Here is a 23,087-nt window from a genome sequence, read left to right on the forward strand (position 1 = left end):
AAGCGACAAGCGCTATTCATCCAGTTGGATTTTTTTGTTTCTTAACGTTTTTGTGGTTTCCTGAAGTTTCTGTTCTACGACATCTATCACACGAAGGATATCTACAGGAACTTCTGTTAATTCTTCAAATTTAGCAAAATAAACAAGTCTACGAACCTTACTAGCATTACTTATATTTGCTTTTGATAAGTCTGTTTCCATCTTTACGAATTGAAGTTCTTTAAGCCCCTTCTCTTTAAGGAATCCCGTGAATGTTGCAAGCGTTTGACGAAACTCCTTTGTGAGCTTGTCTACTCGCGCATTGGTTTCTTCCCAAATCTCAAAAACAACTTCTGCATCAAATACCTGACCATAAACCTTAGTTGCAGGTGGTAGAGTTCCTTTAGGATCTTCATTAAAAGCAAGATAACGTTGACGAGGTTTAATTTCTCTGATACTTTTACCAATTAGTCCTGGTTGCATTAACTTAAGGTAATGAATGATAACTGGATATGCTACAGGCTTGTCAACTGTCACAGTTGGTTCTTCCGGTGTAAAGCTTCCCCACTGAGTTCCCCAAGCAGCATCTAGTAAATGCTTTATTGTCTTTGTCATGTCTTCATAGTCCATAGAACCATTTGCTTGGGTTGGCTTATTGATTTCTACTGCCATGAAACACTCACCTCACTTGACGAAATATAAGTAAAGGAAGTTCTAACCGTTTCAATCTCACCATATAACTCAAATGAAATAGATAGAGTAAGATTTTCTTGATCATAATGTAAGACTTCCATTTTTATATCTCTGTAGATTGGATGATCTTCTGCAAGACTATCAATGAAGGCATCAACTTGCGTAATGATAGATTGAAGTAATACGAAGCTTAATGGTTCCCCAATGTATTGATTAAAGAATCCAGCAATTCGATTAACATCGTAACCTATACTCCGGAGATAATGAGGTTTTGAATAAAATTTGTTTTGAGGGTAAAGATTTCTTGAGGAATAAGGAACAAATCCTTTTTTAATTGATGGTACTATACATATATAACCACTACTTGTTAATTTAGCAACTTCCACCTTTTTGAGTTCTCTATTTTGTAATGTATTTATGTTTAGTAGTTGTTTATTTGTAGCTGAATTATAGAAATTCGGCAGTTTATATCGCATACAAGCATAATTTGCTGCAACTGGCATAGAGGAATATTTAGGGTTCTCAGAGTTTTGTATACCAACTACAACTTCTATGTGCTCTAAATGACGATGTTCTTCTGTATTAATAGAGGCTTTTTCTACAAGTGATTGCACTTGAGTCTCGTATGTATCTTCTCCTGTTACCGTAAAACGACTTTTAGAGAATAGATCAGAGCATAAAACAACTGAGCAGAAAATAGATTGTTCATTTGTCTTAGTCTTGGCAAATTCCCCGAATATAGAGGATAGCTGCCCAGGTGCTTTCTCGTAAGGTATATCTGTAAATAGAAGTGTATCTACTTGAAAACTACTTAATTCTCCTGTAAAGAAAACCTCACTTCCATCTTCAGCAATAAAACTATCTTTTAATAGCTGTAATTGCATTTGAATCTTATCTTCTGAGTCTGGATTGCTATGATTACTTACATAATGGAAGCCATCATCCGCTCCAGTAAATCTAACGTACTTCTCAGAAGTACATAATCCTTTTATTGGAATTTGATTAATAACTTCTACATCAACTTCTCCCGACCCAAAATAAAGATCTTGTTTGATAGCAAAAGCGAGGTCATCTACTCCTTTATAATCAGCGAACAGGTATGAATAATTATTGTTTATGCCTTTAATAATCATATACGTTGGAAATAAGTGAATAGCTATGTTATTTGACTCATCTGTTGCTTCTAATGTTTTAAATCGGAAAGCTGGAGTATTAAGTTCATCATGATTAACAACGCATTCTCCATGAGACCCATTTAACCGAAGGATTAGTGGGGTGATTCCGTATTTTTTTGCCATTCTTACGTTTTCCGTCAGGCGACAATCACCAAGAATATATGATGGCTCGATGTTATCTCGAATAATAAAAGGTGTCCCTACTGGCCCATTTAAAGAAAAGCCCGCTAATACTAAAAAGCGAGTATTCTTTTCCATATGAGAAGGGAAAATAAGTTGATTGTACGTATACATTCTTACCCCTCCATTAAAATATTGTATTTCTAAAATGCGGATAGTACGCACCTTACTTCTTACAGATTCTACCTTAGTATAGTAGATTTTGTAGTTAGTTTATTACTTTCCTAGACCTTGATTATAATTCACATTTGTTATCTTCATATACCTTCATTTTCATAAGAAGGTTTTCCGAATTTATCCCAATCTGCTTCTACATTTAATTTTTTACCCGTTATTACGTTTTATTGGAAAAACACTTTCTACCTACTTTTAGTACATCCCAATAGTATGTTTTTCAGTGATAAAAAAATAATTCAGCTCGAGATAAACTGAACAACTCGGTTTCACCTCTTAGGTCACTTTATTTTCTTTGGCTAATATCACCATATTCAAAAGGAATAGGGCCTTCCAGCTTTTTCTCATCTCCCCTTATATATGGATTAGGATAAAGTAAACCTCTTTTATAGGTACTCTGATACCAAAGAATAACCTGCTCTTGCATTTTCCTTGTTTAATGTTTTATCGATTTTTTCTTTTCTTACTTCGTATTCAGACATATACATTGCATATACATCTTGCAGAAATGAGTCATACTGTTCTTGTACAAGACTTAATCCCCCGGCCATTTGATTTAGGAATGATTCCACACCAGGTGCCTTGCTTGGAGATTCCAAATGTTGCAATGAATCGTACATGTTTAGGTACATCGTATTTCGAAGTTCCAATGCCATTAATAATTCATCATGCGCCCGCTTTTTACGAGAAAGATTGTTAATGTTTTTTAACACGTCTCGATATTGTTTCTTATCTTCAATTTGTTGATTAAGTTGTAACTTCAATGATAGCTGAGTTAATTTGAGCAAATCGGTAAGTTGTTCTTTTGTAGAAGCCTGATTTTCTAATAAATTCATAACCCCTTCACCATCAATCTCGCTACCTATAGCTAATCCAAATTTAATAGATTCAGAACAATCTTGTGAACCTATAAGAAGACCATCTATAAGAGAACTCACCTCATTAAGTGTCTTTTCTTTACGAACCACAACGTCATAAGGGCGCTTTGTTTTTGTATATTCATCACTTATCTTGAAGAATTCAGGTGAACCGTACTGTGTTCTTAGGGCATCATAATATTTACTCTCATTGTTCCTATAGAGGTTTGTAACTTGATCAAACCATTGTTTTTGCTTCTTGACTGCTTTTTCAATTTGCTCAGTAAAACCGTGATTCTTTTCTGGTGTCTTAGGAATATTTCCATCAAGATAATTCTTTAAAATAGTTTCTTTAAATAAGAAATATCCTTCCTCTACTATGGAATGTAACTCTTTTAGATCTTCATAAAATTCTAACTCTAAGCTACCCTCCACATCTTCTGCGTACGAATAAACAATATCTTGAATAAGTGAGTTTGCAGGTGCTTCTGGATTTTCGAAAGTTTTCTGATATGTTTCAAAGTCAATGAAACCTTCGTCCCCTATATCTTGTTCAAAAAATGGTTGTGACTCATATACCTTCTCAAGTTCTTCTATAGAAATAGGAACTTGTAAGTCTTTCATTTTTTTCTCAATATATTCAATAAGTTCATTAATAAGCTCTAGTGTATCTACAAATTTATCATATTGTTTAGCTGGCTTTTCTTCCAGAATAAACGAACCATCTTCATCAAATTCCTTTTGATCTTCCCCTATGATTTCTTCTGTTGGTAAATTAACAGTAAAAGGTTTATTTGGTTCATACTTTACGCGTGGTCTGTATTCAATAATAGAACGCTCTAATTCGGTATCCAGTTCAACTTTTTTTCCTAATACTTCATCCATATTGTTGTCCTCCTTCTTATAAAAAAAGCAACAGGCCCAATGCGGATACCTGTCGCCTTTATTACTATCCTCCGCGGGAAGGCATGTTCATATCGGAACCACGAATACCTCAACCCAAAACTTTGCAAGCTCTTTTTTAAATTTGGGTGGGTTTTCTTTCTCTATTTGTTCTAAATCATTAGAACTAACTGAACGTTCCTGTTGTTTACACGAATTGATAGATATTTTCTTTACCTTCGTTATTTTCATAACGTTTAATTTATTAATAAAAATTATAGTTAATTTAGGGTATTTATTAACGAACACTAATAATCCATTTAAAACATGTTCGTCTAAGCAAGTAAATGTGGGCTTACTTGCTCAATAATCTCCTTAGCTGAATTACCTGATGTAAACTCCGCTTTAGAAATTTTAACACGGCTAATAAGTTGAAATTTCCCAAATGATATATCTGTTTTCTAAAATTCTAGTCTTGCATGATGAAAATCGTAAAAATAGCATTGAGTAACAACAACTTATGTAACTGCTCAATTTTTATTCATTCAATATCTATAGCAACCGACTATTATGAGTTAGTAATGTAGTGTAGTTGTAACCACTGCTTGCTGCTCCGTCAATATATTTTTATTAAATACTTAAAATTCAGCAAGTACCTCATGTTCATAAGCAACCCTAGTAAGGTAGTATGTTCTCAGATCCTAAACGTTTTTTTATTCATTTTTACGTCTTTATACATTTTCATTTGAGTCTATATTTTGAGGAATGTCCCTATTCTGCATATTGGAGTAAACAGGACGATAGATGCTTCTTTGATAATGATAAATATAAATTCAAAATTTTTATCACTCATGTAATCTACTTCTGCTATTTTCATAAAACACGCTACTATTTTATTATTTCCTCATGAACTATTCATACTCTTACATGATGCGTGATTCTATCATCCCCCTAGATATAGAAGAAGATTGTAATACTCTGAATCAATGTGCTTCAACCGCCCGTATGGACTCAATTCATATTGATGCATTTCACATCCAATGGAATAGTCGTTTCACCTTGTTATTGATATTAGGAACGCACTTAATACAGCCTCGGATTAGGTTTTTTTCCTTTTTTTAAAAATTAGAGTTTCCCTACGTTCATCACGTTACCAGCAGGAATGATTTCCTGAAGGGGCATTATAAAGGTGTTATATATCGTAAAGATGTTAGAAATTGTAGTAGCAACAATTACTCTTTTTCCCATTTTTACATTCAATTTCTATCTTTGCAAAACATTTGTACATGGACTAAATACAAGAATATCTTCAACAACTAAGTTATGAGTCTCTGGAACAAAGACATCATAAGTCTGTCTCTTACCATAAGGAATGATTTCTACTACTTCTTCCCATAATACATGAGAATCAATTAAATAATGTAACATTGCAAATTGTAAGTTCTCTGCATATTCACGAGCATTACTTAAAGAAATACCTTTTTCTGTACGATAACGACGATTACCCTTTCCTACCACTTCAGCTTTCGTCATTCCTTTAACAATTCGTTCCTTTTCAATGTATTTCCATACTTCTTTAGGTAGTGTTGGTTCAGAAGGATTCATTTTCAGTGCTCTTTGTTGGACTTCTTCATAATTACGCTCTGGTGTAGCTAAATGTTCGAGGAATAATAAAATAGAGGAACAGTGATAAACCATAAGATGGTAATAAACAGAACCGTTCATTTCTTTCTGAAGTAAATTCGTTTGGATACCAAAACGTAATAGTAAGTGTTTTAAATCTAATGCAAATTGCCGACACTTAGTAGCATACCCGATTTCACTAATACGCCCGGCGCAAAACCACCCACCTGCAGAATACAGACTTCCTAAGAAGAACGCTAAGTGATCCCTATCCAACTCGTAAATAAAAGAAGGGATTTTTTTTTCTTCTATTTCCCTATAAAACTCAAAACTTCTAAAGTCCATTAGATAGACTGTCGCCTTCTTATGATGCTCATGATACGTTGTAATGCCAATTGCCTTACAAGATTTCTGCAACGACTCACCAACACCTTCATAACGTGCTTGGAAGCTAATGCTATTCTTATTTAAACGTCCCGCAGCGAGCATATATGCAAGAATTCGAAGTTTATTCTTTTCTACTTGTTTTGTGCCATACACAGTTAAGAACTTAGGTGTAGCAATTCTTTCTCCGATACGGAGTGCATCTACTTCTTTCCATCCATCGACTGTTAGTACTGGATGATTTCTTGTAAGGGTAACTCGTGCTCCATGTTTTGTTACAACAGCGAACGTATCTTGAACACCGTTATCTTCAATGGAAAAAGCTTTACTATTCTTTAATTGATAGAACTCATTCAATGTTAATAATGGTGTAGCGATACCATCTAATTGGGACTGATAAAGCTCTCCTATCGACTTATATTCTCCCGTGTTAGGATTTATAATTCGTTGGTTTTCTTCTATACATTTGCCGGCACGCTCACCACAACGTAAACCTTCGCGATGATGTGACTGTCGAATAATTTGCTCTTGATACCAACTTGGGCTTACCCCTAGGTTCTGTTCTCCCCATTGAACAGGATCATGAATAATTTCGAGCATTTCACGTTCAAGATTAATAATTTCACTCATATTTCTAATCCTCTTCTCTATTACCTTCTAGACGTGTAGCAACTTAGTAAGGGCTTAATATTTTAGCTTCTCCACCAAGTGCACTTCTTGCATTCATCTTACTTCCTTGGATAGCCTGTACAGCTGCTTGTCTCATTGTTTGAGCCCCTCGCGTATCTAAAAAATTACCCCCAACTCCGTTACTTGTTGCATACTGCGCTTTCCACCATTGCTCACTTTGGTGATTGAATTCTAGTAGCTTCCAGTAACCTTTTTGAGCATAGTATGCACCTGACAATCCTTTATACAACCAAGGGTTGGAAGCTGCAAACATACCCATAACAGATGATTTAGCCACCGATGTACTAAGACTGTCACCGTTGTATAAATTATATGCCACTCTGCTTCCAAAACTAACTGATGGTGAGGTCGCTACATTGTATATATTTTTAATTTTTTCAAATGCCATCTAGACTACCCCTTCCTATTATTGTGAAGATCAAATACAATACTTCCATCAACGTTTAAATTTTTAGAAACGCTTTCTTGTCCTACACCGTCATACATCATAATTTCTGGCGATCCAATATACTGATAGTCATTCATAGTCGCTCGTTTAAGAGGTCCCATTTGATATTCATAGCTCATCTTAGCCTGATTAAAAGCAAGAAAACCTCCTCCAACAACCGCAACGTGTTTTGGGTTTAATCTTTTACCAGTGTAGAGATTAGCCAGTGTCTTTTTCTTATTTTTTGTATCAATAAAAGTACTCTTAATAATATTATTTGGAGTATTCTTAACACTATTTACGGCCCTTTTTGTATTTAGAACACCTATTTTAGCAAAATTTTCAATCGAATTTAAAATAGCCATTTTTTATCCTCCTATTTATTAGATTAAACAATCCCTTTTGTTACTTGAGACACTTGTTTTTGATATAATGCTCATTTTTATTGGGTAGACACGTCACCTCATAGCGGTGTTTCTTTCTTTTGCATAAATTCTACATATTTTCTTAGTAGTAAGACCCATGTCTTTCGAATCACCCATTTGCGTATGTATACGCATTTAATCATTAATTTCAAGCAAACACTAAAGAACTACGTATAACACCCGTTTGTACTAATCGCTACTTGTCTCACTTTACCTGCTGCTTGAAGAGTATCTATATCAGCCCGTTTTATAGCCTCTACCGAAGAAGTGCTTTCTAATTTTTCTTCTCTAAACATTTTCAACTGATGAATTTGTTGAATTATTTATTCTTACTTCTAGATGGATAAATTTCAAGATTTTTTATACCTACTTTTAACTTCTAGGTCAACATTATATTTGATACTCAATTATTGGGATCGGCATATCGAATAGTAGACATACTTGGACAAGTTGTTTTAGAACGAATAAACTTCTCTACATCAATTACTTTTTTTAAGAAGTTTATTCGTATTTTTGAGGGTTCTTAACAAGTTATCTGCAATTGAAACCATACACTGCTCCACCCTAATTAAATTTAGCATTCCCCATCTTATGATGACCTGTTCTGGATTCAAAAAGATTAAATACGACTTCTCCTTGATTTATGTTCCCATATAAATTTCTATTCTTCTCTCTTTGCTTCTTCATTTTTTTCCTAAGTTGAAATTCTTGTTCTCCTTTAATCTCTTCTGTATCATCATATCCTTCAATTTGGTGTCCTACATCTAAAACAGTAGCAGGAGTAACAGCGTAATGTCCCTTACTCATAGCAGTTCCAAACTTATTTCCCGAAAATTGCATTCTACTTCCCTTGTCAACTTTCTTGGAAATTCCTTTTTCTTCATCAAAAATTTCACTTTTTACTAAACCTTGCACAGGTTGAGTTTGTATTAAGTGTTTCGCTCCATAGGCAAAACCACCAACTGCACCTATTGCAACCTTTGACCTGTTCTTTTGTAGAAAACTAGATGTATCGTAAGTTTCAATTACACGATCTTTAGTAGCCATAGATAGTACCTACTTTCTGTGTATGATAAAAATGATTTAACTAAGCATTACTAACCAACGAATAATCTAACGTCTGCAATAATGGATTCTCCTCATCAAGGAAATTTGCCTATGACACAATTAACACTATTCTTAAAGTTTTTTTGCCAAAGCTAAAATTAATACTTTCCGAAATTCAATTTGATTCCTCATGTAGGTGAGTTACTTAAATAAATGTTATTTCAAGGTTTTTAAGTATGGTTTATTTTGAAAAGGTTAAAACACTTAAGAGCATATATTACCCATCACGCGCTTCTCGTCTGACTTAACACCTAAAAGGTACCTTCATGTTCAATGTAAGCTACAATATCAGCGATTCTTTTAAGCGCGTCTTTTGTAGCATAATAGACACCTAGTTCATAGTCGTACTCATCGGGATTCATACAAGCTGATTGTCCAACAACTTCAAATCCATTGTTCATTTGAAGACAAACAACTGTAGTCTTTAGTCCCACCTTTGCTGACTCCTTACGTTTCACCCAATGATCAAGTAAGTTTTGTTCAAATCGTTCATACCTAAGTCCTTCCATGTCCTCGCCCTCCTTTCATGACTTCAGGCATAACCTAACCAATTTGTCATATTTTCTCAATCAAATACTGTTAGCTTTATCACCGAATCTCCTATACCTAACTTGGTACACAGGCGAATTTTTTGTACTTTTTGAATTACAAAATGGTATACGGAATTTGCACTGAACAAGTTCACCACTATGAATTCACAACAAAGAATGCATCCTCAACAGATTGCGTTCTTTTTATTTTCAACTTAATTATATAAAGCAGATATCCCATTAGAGGATAACTCTCGGGTAGAACTTTTAAGGAAGATATTGAAACAATTAAACAAATGTGGACTAAGCTAACGTCTGGTGTGAAACAAAATTAAGATTTAAAGAATAACCACTCTCTTTTTTTAATACATAACTACCAATTCCCATGTCAATATCACATTCTCAACCATATTACAAGTCTATAAATTTTCCAGTGAGAGGGTTAGGTTAAGTCGTCTATTAAATAGAAGGAGATTATCATGAACGAATTCATTACTGTCACTATGAAAAATAACAAATTGTCATACAAACACATAGAAAGATGATTACATGAGAAACTATCCAACGAGAGTATCCATTATCAAAGTGGATGATAGTTCCTATTATATAGGACTGCAATTCTATCACTCTGATACATGGATGACATTAAAATATATATCTCATCACTACTCTTCCTATGAAAAGGCTGCGGCATCTTATAGAAAACTTGAACAACTTGGTTACATGGATCCGGTCCTATATAAACATGAATTATATAGGTAACATTAAGATTGTCAGCATGAACCTGAATTGGATAAACGTATCCGTCGTCACTTCAAACAAATGACTCTTGGAGAATGAAAAAAACATATGTCAAAGTGAAAGTTTAATAGATATATTTGTTTGATATTCTTAATTCGAAAGGAAATACAATTAATTTTCCCCTAAACAACACAACGAATTAAAAGGCTGCAAAGCGATTTTTCAGGAAAGCTTTGCAGCCTTTTCATATTTCAAATCCATAACACATCGTAGAACACGATAATCCCTTTATAAAGAAGTAATTCCGTCTATGTTAGTGTTCAAATATTTTTACACTAAAACTACATCTCTTATGATAATTTTGAGATAACATAAAACGGTTCTTAAAAAATCTAGAAATAAATTTTAAAAACAAAAAAGGAGCCGAAGCCCCCTCTTTTCAACTAATTTTCATTAATTCACAAACATTTACTAGTCCATTACCAAACATATCATCGACACCTTTTTCTCCAAGGTCAACCGAATGCTCACGAATTAGTTGCATGATTTGATCAGGAGTTAACTTTTTGCCAATATCACGATAGTAAGCTAGAATAAGGGCGATTACCCCCGCTACCATTGGTGTAGCCATAGACGTACCAGATAGTTTTGCATAGCGATTGACAGGATATGTACTATAAATATCTACACCCGGAGCAGCTACATCTGTTTCACTGCCAAAGTTAGAGAAGGTGGCTCTATCAAGATTTCTATTAATCGCTCCCACTGCAATTACCTCATCATATGATGCTGGCCACCCAACATGAGTATTTTCATTACCAGTAGCAGCAACAATAATAATACCTGCCTCATGGGCACGTTTAATTGCATCATGTAGGACAGGACCAGGATCATTCGAAGAACCTAGACTCATAGAAATGATATCTACTTGTTCAGAAATAGCCCAATCAATTCCCTTTACAATTGCCTCAACTGAACCAGAACCACCGTCTGCTAATACCTTAGCAATGTAAAGCTCAGCTTTAGGAGCAACCCCAACGATACCAATTGAGTTGTCACACCCAGCAATTATACCTGCACAGTGCGTGCCGTGCCCCTTCCTATCCATTATGTCAGTAAAATTATTTGTAGTAAAATTCATTCCTTTTTTGTAATTGGCAGCAAGATCCGGATGGGTAGCATCAATACCCGTATCTAGTATAGCAACCCTAATCCCCTCACCTTTTGTAATTGACCACATTTGAGGAGCCTGAATTAAATTAACACCCCAATCAATTACTTGTATAGGTGCCACTGATTGAATATCAATTACATCTGATTGGATTTTAAACTTCATTGAAATCCCCCTATAATTATAATAGTTACTAAAGATAACCATTTTTTTTAGAAGGTTCAATAGGAAAGTATTTTATCTCCTAACTACTTCATTACAAGATAAAAGTATAAATAGAAGCACCTTGAAATTGATGGTCTTCTTGTCATTAACATTAAGAAAGTAACATCAAAAGTAAAAATAAAACATAAATAGTTAGCAACTTACAAGTCAACTACTTGGGTAAAAAGATTCAGTTAGCCTTTTTATAACTCGACCATTTAACTTTATTCAATGCTATTAATTGTTCACAAGTGAGGTAGTCATGAGGGAAAATATCCCCACCTTGGTTTGGAAAAAGATCAATACCTGCTTCTTTTAAAATCTCATCCACCAGTTCTGTACAAATAAATTTATTCCTTCTATCTAGTTTATCTATTAGTTTGCTATTTGGAAATTTCGACTTTAAATATAGAGAAATTAATCGGAGCCAATCATATTGAAAACCTTTTCTCTGATATGAAACCGCTGTAGAGATAATAATTTCTTGTTGTTCTTTCGTTAACGCATTTTTATTTCGTAACACCATGCATTCTAAATTACTAATAGAATATGTCTCCCTTACTATAGAGGATTTAGTATTCCAATCTATCTCTATGATATATCCTCCACCAATATACAAAGCTACATGTGTCCACTTAGAACCTGCTACCTTTTGAATCATCTTTGAGATAAGAGACTTTCCACTTACGACAATAATATCGCCTACTATCATATTGCAAACCACCTTTCCAATTTTAGCAAAAAAATAGGGACCTCTAATTAGAGGCCCCCAAGAAAAGAGAGAAGTAAAAAGGAGTAAATAACATAACAAGCACATATGAAGATTAAAATCATATGATGAACGCTACATTATATATAAGCTATTGCTATATAACACTCAATCTTCTAAACCACGAGCTCTCGACTGGATAACGTCGACAATATTATCCCAGTAAAGAAGGGTTCTCTTCCCTTTTCCATCAGCAACTAAACCTATGCAAATTAAAGTGATGATATTTTTCTTCATCATATATTCTTTTTATTTCCTTTTTAGGTCACCCATTTAAAAATTCAAAAACCTTTCAAGTAATGTGCTTATGCACCACTGCGGTATAGAATTACTCTTTGTTTCTTAACAAAGATGCCATTTTTCTTTCTTGGAATCTTGTCAATCCCAATGCATGTATATAAAGATGGCCTGGAAATTCTTTTATCTTGTTATAGTTCCTCTACAGTACTTCTTTGCTTGCCTCACAAATCATCTTTTGTTACATAAATGATTCCATTGTCTTGATATCAGAATTAACATTAAACAATAGATTCAACCAGATCCTACCTCATTTTTCTCTCCATAAGCCAATGGGAGAAGAAACAAAATTATGGCTGCGGTTATACGAAGAAGCACTCCATATTCATCTAGCTCACCAATTTTGTAAAAATAAGCCGTACCTATAACTCCCCCCAATGCCCATCCATAAAAGAAATATCTTAATTTCCATAAAGGTTGCTTGCAGCAGTCAAGAATCTCTTTTATTTCTTTTTTTAATGACTCAATAAATTTCTTCATATTTCATTTCTTCCTCTCTCTCTATTTACCATTTAAGCGTAGTTGCTTATCTCCTGCTCCAGAAACTTCCCTTAAATATGCCATTTTAGGTATGAATTCGAAGAAAAGTCTCTCTCCAAAACTACTTAAATTATTTTTAATAATATGAACCTCATAAACTGATTGTTTATTTTGATGTCAGATCGCAGCTAATAACCTATTGATTGTTGACCACGTAGCAAGACACTTCTTTGTAGCAAAACATTACAAATTTTACTTCATATAGAATCTTTACGGATTCCACTATCTTGAGGTAGATTCACTACATCTAACCCGCACCATTACGTGTAGCCACATTTCACTACACAAATTGAGACTATATCACGCTTTTAAAGAGAAAAATGCCTCCTATTCAGATTTAAGAAACGCTCACCTGCTCACTTGAACCCTACTCATTTTGCCGAATTCCAATATCATTAATAACTTATTATTCATGATTAGAGTCATAGTTGTTTTTTCTGTGAGGATTTTTTAAATTTACAATTTCATCCATAACACCATTAGAGCAAGGACAAGCATTTGATTATTCATTTTGGTCTCACGTCTTGCTTCTCTCACAGGAGCGTTTGTAACATAACCTTTTTTAGAAGAAAGTCAAGAAAAAAAACAAGCCGAAACTCTTATCCGCTTGTTTTCTCATAAATATAGAATTATGCTGACTCAACGTCTTCTTGAACCTTTTCTCCTTGAGCCACTTCTTCTTGAATTTTTTCTTCTAACACAGTCTCATCAACTGGTTCTTTAACAACTGGTACTAAGTCAGCATTCGTTAAAATAGCTTTGTACATTTTCAATTCTTCCTCATCAATATGACGAAGTACGTAATCAAAGACATATGCATTTAGCTTTTTTCCTTCTAACTTATCAATAGCATTAACAAAGCTAACATAATTCCTTAAACGTTTATTGCTGTCATTCTTAGTAATGGACGGCAACAAAGTCAGAGCTGGAAGATATAACGTTTTATTCTTTAAAAGAACTAAAAGTTTATCAGCAATCTCGTTGTCCTGGTTAGTTGCAAGAACAGCCGACTTTGCTTCATTTGTAGTTGCACTAATTAAATTTTTGAATAACTCAATCGCTTCATCAAGCTTCTTCATATAATTCATTTTCAACACCACCTCTCTACAATAACTTATTACAACCTTTCCTTTATTAAAAAATCAATACTAAACATGAACTACAGTTAGGAATTGTCCAAACAAGAAATTGACAATATACATTACTAAAGGTTGTTGTATACGTGTAAGAGAGGTGATAAAAATTGAAAAGTCAAAGAAAAGAATATGAATTTTCAGAAAAATGGGTAGAATGCTTAAACTGTTCCCAAGAGTACGTAATTGAGTATGTAATTGATGAGCGAGATACAAAAGGTTGCCCCGTTTGTGGTTCTTATGCTCATGAAGATCCCGCAAGTGAATATAGCAATTGGAGCGCTTAAAAAATGATCGAATACATTGAAAACAATAATTCAGATAAACCACAAGTTAATATATATATCGGAGAAGACGAATGGGCGAACTATTCTTTTCAAAACAAGGTTCGATTATTGTATCGACTCAAAAACTCCGACAATTTACTAGCTAAAAAATTGGTAAAATCTATTTCTTCATTAATAGAAGAAGAACAAAAGATGAGCGAGATTGATTACGAAGCAACAGTAAAACAATGTGAAGATACGATTGAATAGTTTGAAAAAAAATACGTACCAATATTACTTGATTTTTGAAGCAATTAGACACTTCTTCCCTTCACGTATATGAATAAACCAACAACAAACATCACAGATTTTAAATCCGGGTATAGAAATTATCTATGTTTTCTACAAAGAAAACATAGATATCCCGAAATAACTATTCCCATTTAAGACAACCTATTCCTAACAGACGAATTTAAACTGATTGGAAAGTTCATCAATTGAATCACACAATTATTGCTTGATTCAAATTATTAATTTTAAAATCAACAATAACAAAACAGATACTTCCTCTAAATTTCCCCTCAAACATAGTCTACGAGTAACTACTATTATCCTTTTTATGAACTATTCTAATCTAAGCTTGATTAATTTTTTTATTTTTACATTGCACAGATAAACATTTGTCTTTATATAGAGACGAGAATAAAGCAAAACGCCTTAAGGGCGTACTAAAAGGAGTTCGTACCGAAAAAAGCAGGTGAAGTTTCATGTGCAAACCTTGCCCCATGATGAACTACTGCGACGGATTACAAATTTAGCTCCAGATAAGGAGGTAGTCGCTGCATGACTCCGGATGAAATTGGCATTATCGAAAAGATTTTTGTTAGCATTACTGAGGGTGATAAACCTTTTATGGTTCTCTTTGCGATTATCATGCTATTTGTTATCTTTATGTCCATAAAGGTTATGGGATATGTTCGTAGTGTTAGTGATAGTCACAAGGAACAAATCACCTCTATGAATGAAAACATGAAAGAACAGCGTGAAGACCATTATAAAATGATAGCGGAAGATCGGCTTCGCTCTGACAATCGTGAAAGAGAATTATTCGTAAACTTAGAGAAGAACACCCAACAGCTTGAAGGTATTGCTACAACATTAAAAGAGGTACAATTCAATTTCACTAGCTTAGAAAACAAAGTCACTCAAAACTTTGATTATCTAGAGAAAGAAATTGAAAGTGTTAAGATTAAAGTTAGTAAAAAAGAAAACTACGAGTAATCGTGGTTTTTTATTATGCCTAAATTATAAAATGCTTTAATACCAAATGGTTTGTGTTCATTTTTCACCCCTTCTGGTATTACATTTTTTCAAGGTAATTAGAATAATAATTCGGGCAACCAATTATATTCATATGAAATTAAATATCTTCTTTTCCAAAATTACCTTGAATATGATCGTGTCCGCAAACTCAACGGCCTGCATTTATACAAAGAATTGTAATACTATATTAAGGATTTAGCTCAAATCCTATAAACAGGTTATACACTATTGTAAGATACGAAAGAAATACATCATCACCAGCATAATTAATCGATATGTAGATTGGAATCATTTAATAGGTTCTTAAAAAACCCCCAAATACCTCGTATCTTGAGAAGATATCATCTGGCATCTACTGTATACACCTGAAATAATTAATATCATTAGATTAACCATAATATGTTTTTAATTGACGTGTTTTCTTTTTATATGATGCTCATATAGTACCACGTCAAATACACGTCTATATGTTATTTATGCTATGTTGGAACATAAACTTCTTCATCGGATTCAAAAATTTTAGTAAATGCACCAAAATGAGTTTGTTATCCATTACGGTTACATTTTATTTCGAAACCTCAAAGTCACTTCAATACACAAAGTTAATGTGCTTTAAACAAGCAAGTGTTATCAAATGAAAAGTATAAGTCAAATTCCTTTTCTAATTGTTCTTATCCCCACAATTTAATTTCCTTTTGATTAAACCTAGTATTTCTAGGCTGTCATTTCCCTAAATTTATTAACTCCGAAGACCGCATCAATAACTGTTTAATTAATACTTTTTATCTATTTAAGTAAAATTAATAAAAATGTTAGCGTTAAACACCAACAGCTGATAATCTTGTACCAACTCTATATGAAATCTGTATTTTTTCCACATCTTTCTTACTCTCCATAGCTAATTTATTTCTTATGAGCTCTTCTTGATCAAGTAATCTATTCAATTCAGAACGTTGCTTGTCAGTAAGTTTATCCAAATTCTCATTTATCCATATAGATTGCTTATTAGATAATGGGTGGAATAGACTTTTAAAAACGTGGCAACCACTACACCCCTCTTTACTTGACCAAGGATATGTGCCAAATTTTAAAAATTCTCCTCTAGTTGCAATTTCGTTATAGTTTGTTTTATTTTTTATTTTATATTTTTCAATAAGCTCATTGGCAAGTTCGCTATGCTTACCGTAGTCACATTCATAGAAAATACCATCCGGTGCTAAATATCCCGATAACCCATATCTCATTTCTCTCATTTTCCTATTCCCTCTTGTTCTGTTAGTTTATGATTTTTCTACCTTTCACGAACTTATGTTCTTATTATATAAAAAATAATAAGAAATTAAAACAAAATTTTGATATTTTTTACCAAATAAATAAAAATTTAAATTTCTTTTCTCTCTTTAATTTTAAGATGTTCTAAAGAAGGGAAAAACTCTATGAATACAAATTTTCTTAATCCTTTTGAAGCATAGTCTTCTTTACTGTGTCCACTATTTTAATTTCACAATGAATAAAATATTTAAACCTATTACCTAAACATTTTATTACAACACACTCTGTTGGACTTGATTATAAAACACTGTGCTTTCTTCTAGTAAATTAACTTGTTCGCCTAACTTTTCAATTTAATAATTAAGAGGAACAAGCTCTTTTTGATTTTAAAACGTTACATTCTAACTTAGAGTTATATCAGAAATTCACAAACCTTATATTTTCCTCAAAATAAAAGAGAGACGTAAATACGTCTCTTTCTTTCAAGTATAGTTCATTTATAGTGAGGTACATATCAAGAAAGATAAGTCTTATACTCCTATAATAGGACTCAATAATTAAATTTTGAGACTTTCAAAAAGAGTTATGTAATAATTAACCCCCTTCTCTTAGGTACCTCTACTCTCCAAAAAATTCTCTGCTGGTGCAAATCTTGCCTCCAACAGTATGTCATTGATAACAAATCCAATATTGAATTCATCGTTTTCAAAATCTAAATAAATGGGTTTAGCTTTTAATTCTTTTTTAATATAGAGTTCATCCATATCTTCAATATTATCCTCTGTAAGTAAGTGTCTTCGATCTTTATTAGGTTCTAACACTGCTATGCCTATAGATGGAAAATACAAAAGAACATTAATTGAACCCACTTTAACATTTTCTTCGAACATTAAATGATAAAAAGAATTCTTAATGATCTCTATCGCTTCTTGCTTATTCATGACTAATTCCTCCCTCAAGCACTCCATCTTCCTTTATACCACATTTGCTAAAAAGCTAAAAGGTACCTTTTCTTATAAATGCTAAATTGAGCTAACTCACCTTTAAATATTTGAGATAATACTTTACACCCTCATTTCTAATGGTTCAAATTCTTAAAATAAGTTAGTCCAGGAAGGAATTATTGTGCTTAAATTTATTAACGTTTGAGGTGAAAAGTTATAGAAATGACAGATAACGACGATATAACCGTTTTGAATTAAGATTTAAAAATTCTCTTCTTAAAAACTCTCTAAAAAGAAAATACAGAAGAATTGAGTGAATTGAAACTCTTTTGGAGAATATAAAAAAATATAGGACTGAGATAGAACCTATCTACACGATTAGTTAGCGTAAAATCTTTTATAGTACCGGTAAAGTAAAGAAATAAGACACTTCCTATAAAATCATTTTCATCTATAAATTAAGAGATACAATGATTTCAGAGGTGCTGTCTATGTTAGATATTTGTAGACTTACATAAGGGAGGTGTGGTTGCTTGAAGATTTACCGTGGTAATATAGGGGTAGATTTATCTCTTGAAGAATTCTCCGGACTTATAGTAGATGAAGAGAAAATTGATGACTTGCTCAACCTCATATATACATTGGAGATGGATGAAATAATGAACTATAATAGAGATGACATTCAAGCTCTTGAAGAAAGCCTATTCCAAGAAATTGCAGAGTACCAACGCAAACAAAATTCAAATGACTCAACTGCAAAAATGGAGTATATCTTAGCCCACTTAAAAAAATACGAGCGTTAAAGCTCCACAAGATGAATACATTCAATCTCTATTGTTTGAATGTACAGCAAGTTTGAAGTAGATTGGGATAGAAATAGTCCAGCCCCTAGTTATAATCCCCAAAAATTATTTTTCAAATTACTCCAACAAATACTTTGCCACCTAAGATTAATGTATCTATATAATTATTATTTCTCACCATCAAAATAAAAAGACTCAGGATAAATTTCCTGAGTCTTCTCTTCTAATGGCCTTTGGAAAACTTAATATAAAAGATGTTACTCCATCTGCTGTGCCATGAACAGTTATTCGACCTTTATACAGATTCATTACTTCTTTAGCTATGGTCAAGCCTAAACCAGATCCTTGTTTTGAATTCCCCAAATTTTTCCCACGATAATAACGATCGAAGAGAAAAGGAATCTCTTTTTGATCAATAACAACCCCCGTATTGGTGATAGAAATATATACCATATTATCAGTTCTTTTAGAAATGGTATCTATTTTAACTATATTTGAATTCATTGAATACTTAACAGCATTATCAAGAATTGGATTCATCATTAAGAAAAAATGGTTCCTGTCTATAAATATCTCAACTTCTTCAGAATCATAGTCTGTCTCAAAAATAAAACTCGGATAGGTTTCTTGCTTAAATCTTAACAAGAAATTTACTAAATATTTCACGTCATAGTAATTGGCACTATCAATATTTGGGATTTGTTTCAAACGGGCTAGTTCCAGCGTAGTTGATATAATGGCCGTTCCCCTAATTATATTATCTTCAATAGCATTTAGTTTTTCAGCAACTAGTTTATCATCACTTTTTCCATATATTTTAATAACATCAACAGATTGTTTGATTGCCGTAAGATATGTCTTTATCTCATGCGATACATCTTGCATGGAATTAAGATTGTTTTGTACAAGCTCATGCATCCTGTCTAATACTGCATTAAAACGATGAACAATTTTTGATATTTCTTCTCCATACAAAGGATCTTCAATCCTTGTTTGATAATTATTATCTACTACATTTTCAAAACTTGAATCAATTGCACTTTGTAATGGTTTAAAAATAAATTTTAAACATACTAATACTGACACAACTGAAAAGAAGAAAAACCAAATGAACATATATAAGAAGTTTTCCATGCTATTAACCATTTGCATCTTCAAATTAGGTGTTATATCTTTTTTTATGATTATCGTGTCATAATGACCTTTATGTTTAAAAGAATGTAAAATCTCACCATATGCTTTATTTTTTTCATCAATATAAAAACTATAACTATCTTTATCAGCAGTAGCATCTAGTGATTTCATATGTGCTTTAATAGAATCAAAAAAGGTTGGGACGAATAAGGTCAGTATTTGAGCTTCAAACATACCAAATTTATCATTCTGTTCATACTCAGCTGCATAATGATAATCTTGTGCTCCTTGTTCACCCATGCGAATTTTCATTGATTCACCTGGATAGCTAATCTGCTTAAAGAACTCAGAATCAAGTTCCTGTGATGCACCTATTCCTGAAGAAACTATTTTGTCCTGTATTTTCTCTACCCTGGAAAACATAGATTCAAATTCTCTTTGAGTTGTTAGTTGTAGCTCATTATAAATAGAAAATAAATTGACTGGTATTGCTGAAACAAGAACAAGTATAAGGGTTAATAAAACTACTTGCACACGTAGTTTATCACGTTTCACAAAATTATTGAGAAATTTCCTAATCTTATTTCCCATTAGGTATCACCTCTCGATTCCTGATGCAAGGGTATGATTAATGTAAAAATGTTTTTGCCATCTTCATAACTCTTTACATGAATTTTCCCCTTATATAAATGCATCACTTTTTTGGATATTGTTAAACCCATTCCGAACCCTTTCATTGAATTTTCAATATTCTTCCCTCTGTAATATCTATTAAATAACTGTGGGATTTCCTCTTTTTCAATTTGAATACCCCAATTAATAATATCAATATATACATAGTTTGAATATTTACCTTCTCGAATATGAATGACTATCTCATTACTATGCAATGAATACCTAACTGCATTTTCAATGATAGGATTTAAGGCTAATACAAAATGTTCTTTATTAAAATGAATAATTGGCGAGCTTACATCATATTTACCAATAAAATCAAAATCAGGAAAAACCTTTTTTATATATTGTAGGTAATTCTCAATCATTTCTTTTACATCCCGAGATTTTGTAGCATCCATATAAATTCCCCGGTCTAATTTTGCAAGATCGAGAAATGTAGACATAACTTTTGTAATTTGTTCAATATTATCATCTATTGACTTTAATTTTTGTTCTACAATTAGTTTATTATTTGTTCCGTAAAATCGTAGCACATCAATAGATTGTTTAATTGAGGTTAACTTATTGTTTACCTCATGTGAAACATCCTGCATGGACTCTATATTAACTTCAATATGATTTTGCATTTGCTCGAGAATATCATTGATTTGATGCTGAACATTGCTTATTTCTTTTCCATAACTATCCTTTATGTCTATTCTAGCCTTGTAATCCTTTTCTTTTAACTCCACAAATGATTTATCAAGAGCTTTCCAAAAGAAGCGAAATACTAGGCCAAGCCCAAAATAGATAAATATGTTTATAGCAATAATGAAATACAATAAGTAAATAAAAAATTCTTTTTGATATTTCTCTATTAGCTTTATAACAATTGGTGTTACGTTTCTTTTTACTATAATTGTTTCATTATTATCTCCATGTTTAAAAGTATGCTTATAACTCATATAATAAAGGCCGTTTGCTTCATCGTTACGAATTGATATGTTACCTAATTTATTTATTTCTTTTTGATGTCTTTTAACTAAAGTTTCTATTAAAAAGGCTGCAAAGTATTTATCTACACTACTTATTGCTTCTTCGTTTTGTTTAATGTAGAAAGTGTATTCAGTGTTTTTTGCTGCAGATGAAACTTTTATTTCTTCACCTTTTAATAGAATTCCATCAAAAAATTCCTGCTGTATCTTATCAACCCCGCCAATTCTCCAAGCTTCATTTTCAATCTGAATCGCTCTGTACTTGATATGACTAAACGCTTCTTCCCCATTTTTTAAAACAACAGAAATAAAAAATAGTAGCTGAATGGGTATTGTAATTAAGGTAACAGCAATGACTGCCACCGCCATTATCTTCATATGTAATTTATTATTTTTTATCCTTCTAGCAACTAGAGACTTCAAGAACATAACCCTTACCTCGAACTGTTTTGATTATATCAATATCAAGTGAATTTCTTAACCTACGGATATTTACTTCCAGAGTATTTGTTTCTTGAAGTTCTGAAGGATCATATCCCCAAATATTTTTATATAATTCTTCTTTAGAAATAATTTGTCCCTTATGAATGATGAAGTAATGTAATAATTCGAAAAGTTGTTTAGTTAAATGAACATGCTTACCCTCAACAATTACTTTGTGCGTTAATAAATTAATCTCAATATTACCGCATCGAGTAATTCCTCCGTTAGAAATATCGTTACTATAACTTCTTCTTAAAACTGTTCGGATTCTCGCAAGCAACACCGTTAAGTCATATGGTTTTGTTATATAGTCTTCTGCTCCCATATCTAAGCCTTGCATAATATCTAGCGGTTCGCTTCTTGATGTCAGGAGTAAATATGGAATTTTCTTTTTTTGATTCACTAACCTTGCAACTTCAAGGCCATTTGAAATACGAGTATTTAACTCTCCCACTGTTTTCTTTAACATGACATCTAATATCATTAAGTCATAATCATTAGATACAGCAGCATTCACTGCTTCATCACCAGTAGTAAACCAATCAATATGATAATTTTCGCTTCTTAAAATCATTTCAAGTGTGCTACCGATTTCAACTTCATCTTCAAGTAATAATAATCTGTACAATTTTCTCCCTCCCACAGGTCTTTTAAGTGCGAAATGTTTGAAAACAACGCAAAAAATCCCCTGTTAGAAGGCGAAATTAAGCAGTGAATTCGTTTATCTTTCCATAATTTTTTTGTACATAATGCAATTAATGTCTGTAAAAGGTACTACTTACGAGTAACGTTCAATCTTGTAAGTATCGTCCAAATTCCTCATATTATTTTTTAACCTTTATACGTGAAACACTTTTTATAACTACATGTACATTAACTTTTCTGCTTAAATCCTCTTTTAAAACTTGGAGTAATTCTACATTGTGCTTCATTTTCTCACTTTTGTCGTATTCCTAAAATTCTGCCCTACCTATTCAAGATTGAAAGCATACTTATAAATGTTTACACACTTCAATCATCTTTCACGACATATTTGCCACGAATGAATTTAATCCTACATTTAAGTACGTCATCGTATAGAAAAAATCTAATTAATTCAGTATTTCTGCCAATATAATCGATAGCTTTTTCTTATTTACATACCAATCTGAAATAGAAGCAATACTTTCATAATCCATTCTTAGTTAAACACCTAGCATACTCGGCATTTCAACTACCTGTTTTAAATG

The 23,087-nt window shown here is 32.6% G+C and carries 21 protein-coding genes and 1 pseudogene; 5 read left to right on the forward strand and 17 right to left on the reverse strand.

Annotated features, from left to right (window positions below; translation table 11 throughout):
* Window positions 1-12: 12 nt before the first annotated feature.
* The 8 genes from C3Y97_RS17640 to C3Y97_RS17675 form a co-directional block, all read right to left on the reverse strand.
* Entirely contained in the window at window positions 13-651 is a 639-nt protein-coding gene (locus C3Y97_RS17640; RefSeq protein ID WP_086692481.1) for a hypothetical protein, read from the reverse strand.
* Complete coding sequence (locus C3Y97_RS17645; protein ID WP_086692483.1) at window positions 642-2,141, reverse strand: hypothetical protein; 1,500 nt, start codon at window positions 2,139-2,141, stop codon at window positions 642-644. The genes C3Y97_RS17640 and C3Y97_RS17645 overlap by 10 nt, the downstream gene beginning before the upstream one ends.
* A gap of 446 nt (window positions 2,142-2,587) precedes the next feature.
* On the reverse strand, window positions 2,588-3,943 hold the full coding sequence (locus tag C3Y97_RS17650) for a hypothetical protein (RefSeq protein WP_136363584.1): 1,356 nt from the start codon (window positions 3,941-3,943) through the stop codon (window positions 2,588-2,590).
* Between the two features lie 1,260 nt (window positions 3,944-5,203).
* Entirely contained in the window at window positions 5,204-6,577 is a 1,374-nt protein-coding gene (locus C3Y97_RS17655) for an LAGLIDADG family homing endonuclease (RefSeq protein ID WP_136363585.1), read from the reverse strand.
* A gap of 43 nt (window positions 6,578-6,620) precedes the next feature.
* Window positions 6,621-7,025, reverse strand: a complete 405-nt coding sequence (locus C3Y97_RS17660) for a hypothetical protein (protein WP_136363586.1) — start codon at window positions 7,023-7,025, stop codon at window positions 6,621-6,623.
* Window positions 7,026-7,030: 5 nt separating this feature from the next.
* Window positions 7,031-7,429 carry a hypothetical protein gene (locus C3Y97_RS17665; RefSeq protein ID WP_136363587.1) on the reverse strand — a complete coding sequence of 133 codons (399 nt, stop codon included), beginning with the start codon at window positions 7,427-7,429 and terminating at the stop codon, window positions 7,031-7,033.
* A 624-nt stretch (window positions 7,430-8,053) separates the two neighbouring features.
* Window positions 8,054-8,536, reverse strand: a complete 483-nt coding sequence (locus tag C3Y97_RS17670; protein WP_025966533.1) for a hypothetical protein — start codon at window positions 8,534-8,536, stop codon at window positions 8,054-8,056.
* 311 nt (window positions 8,537-8,847) lie between these two features.
* Window positions 8,848-9,105, reverse strand: a complete 258-nt coding sequence (locus C3Y97_RS17675; RefSeq protein WP_000398755.1) for a Gp49 family protein — start codon at window positions 9,103-9,105, stop codon at window positions 8,848-8,850.
* A gap of 795 nt (window positions 9,106-9,900) precedes the next feature.
* Here C3Y97_RS17675 and C3Y97_RS28375 point away from each other — a divergent pair.
* Window positions 9,901-10,067, forward strand: a pseudogene (locus C3Y97_RS28375) (IS6 family transposase); the annotation flags it as partial.
* A 239-nt stretch (window positions 10,068-10,306) separates the two neighbouring features.
* Here C3Y97_RS28375 and C3Y97_RS17680 read toward each other — a convergent pair.
* The 4 genes from C3Y97_RS17680 to C3Y97_RS17695 form a co-directional block, all read right to left on the reverse strand.
* The gene (locus tag C3Y97_RS17680) at window positions 10,307-11,203 is read right to left on the reverse strand and encodes a S8 family peptidase (protein ID WP_136363588.1); all 897 of its coding nucleotides are present in this window, start codon (window positions 11,201-11,203) and stop codon (window positions 10,307-10,309) included.
* A gap of 229 nt (window positions 11,204-11,432) precedes the next feature.
* Window positions 11,433-11,954: a C40 family peptidase gene (locus C3Y97_RS17685; RefSeq protein WP_000634973.1), complete on the reverse strand. Its 522-nt coding sequence runs from the start codon at window positions 11,952-11,954 to the stop codon at window positions 11,433-11,435.
* Window positions 11,955-12,542: 588 nt separating this feature from the next.
* On the reverse strand, window positions 12,543-12,788 hold the full coding sequence (locus C3Y97_RS17690) for a hypothetical protein (protein WP_025966536.1): 246 nt from the start codon (window positions 12,786-12,788) through the stop codon (window positions 12,543-12,545).
* A 689-nt stretch (window positions 12,789-13,477) separates the two neighbouring features.
* The gene (locus C3Y97_RS17695; RefSeq protein ID WP_001108693.1) at window positions 13,478-13,936 is read right to left on the reverse strand and encodes a hypothetical protein; all 459 of its coding nucleotides are present in this window, start codon (window positions 13,934-13,936) and stop codon (window positions 13,478-13,480) included.
* Between the two features lie 155 nt (window positions 13,937-14,091).
* Here C3Y97_RS17695 and C3Y97_RS17700 point away from each other — a divergent pair, with 155 nt between their 5' ends.
* From C3Y97_RS17700 to C3Y97_RS17710, 3 genes are all read left to right on the forward strand, one after another.
* Window positions 14,092-14,268, forward strand: coding sequence for a hypothetical protein (locus C3Y97_RS17700; RefSeq protein WP_000842045.1), 177 nt, complete (start codon window positions 14,092-14,094; stop codon window positions 14,266-14,268).
* A 3-nt stretch (window positions 14,269-14,271) separates the two neighbouring features.
* Window positions 14,272-14,517, forward strand: a complete 246-nt coding sequence (locus tag C3Y97_RS17705) for a hypothetical protein (protein ID WP_000575194.1) — start codon at window positions 14,272-14,274, stop codon at window positions 14,515-14,517.
* 573 nt (window positions 14,518-15,090) lie between these two features.
* Complete coding sequence (locus C3Y97_RS17710; protein ID WP_000186692.1) at window positions 15,091-15,528, forward strand: hypothetical protein; 438 nt, start codon at window positions 15,091-15,093, stop codon at window positions 15,526-15,528.
* A gap of 860 nt (window positions 15,529-16,388) precedes the next feature.
* Here C3Y97_RS17710 and C3Y97_RS17715 read toward each other — a convergent pair.
* Together C3Y97_RS17715 and C3Y97_RS17720 are read right to left on the reverse strand one after the other, a co-directional pair.
* The gene (locus tag C3Y97_RS17715; protein WP_001208833.1) at window positions 16,389-16,823 is read right to left on the reverse strand and encodes a hypothetical protein; all 435 of its coding nucleotides are present in this window, start codon (window positions 16,821-16,823) and stop codon (window positions 16,389-16,391) included.
* Window positions 16,824-17,450: 627 nt separating this feature from the next.
* Window positions 17,451-17,783 carry a hypothetical protein gene (locus C3Y97_RS17720; RefSeq protein WP_001041141.1) on the reverse strand — a complete coding sequence of 111 codons (333 nt, stop codon included), beginning with the start codon at window positions 17,781-17,783 and terminating at the stop codon, window positions 17,451-17,453.
* A 536-nt stretch (window positions 17,784-18,319) separates the two neighbouring features.
* On the opposite strand from C3Y97_RS17720, the gene C3Y97_RS17725 reads away from it, so the two are divergent.
* The gene (locus C3Y97_RS17725; protein WP_000708630.1) at window positions 18,320-18,589 is read left to right on the forward strand and encodes a hypothetical protein; all 270 of its coding nucleotides are present in this window, start codon (window positions 18,320-18,322) and stop codon (window positions 18,587-18,589) included.
* A 195-nt stretch (window positions 18,590-18,784) separates the two neighbouring features.
* On the opposite strand, the gene C3Y97_RS17730 is transcribed toward C3Y97_RS17725, so the two are convergent.
* The 3 genes from C3Y97_RS17730 to C3Y97_RS17740 are packed head-to-tail and all read right to left on the reverse strand — an operon-like array spanning window position 18,785 to window position 22,486.
* The gene (locus C3Y97_RS17730; RefSeq protein WP_098806132.1) at window positions 18,785-20,314 is read right to left on the reverse strand and encodes a sensor histidine kinase; all 1,530 of its coding nucleotides are present in this window, start codon (window positions 20,312-20,314) and stop codon (window positions 18,785-18,787) included.
* On the reverse strand, window positions 20,314-21,804 hold the full coding sequence (locus C3Y97_RS17735; RefSeq protein WP_000479029.1) for a sensor histidine kinase: 1,491 nt from the start codon (window positions 21,802-21,804) through the stop codon (window positions 20,314-20,316). Before C3Y97_RS17735 ends, C3Y97_RS17730 begins: the two co-directional genes overlap by 1 nt.
* A complete protein-coding gene (locus tag C3Y97_RS17740) occupies window positions 21,779-22,486 on the reverse strand; it encodes a response regulator transcription factor (RefSeq protein WP_000286077.1) in 708 nt (235 codons plus the stop codon). Before C3Y97_RS17740 ends, C3Y97_RS17735 begins: the two co-directional genes overlap by 26 nt.
* Window positions 22,487-23,087: the final 601 nt, after the last annotated feature.

This window comes from Bacillus sp. DU-106, assembly GCF_004799705.1.
GTDB lineage: Bacteria > Bacillota > Bacilli > Bacillales > Bacillaceae_G > Bacillus_A > Bacillus_A cereus.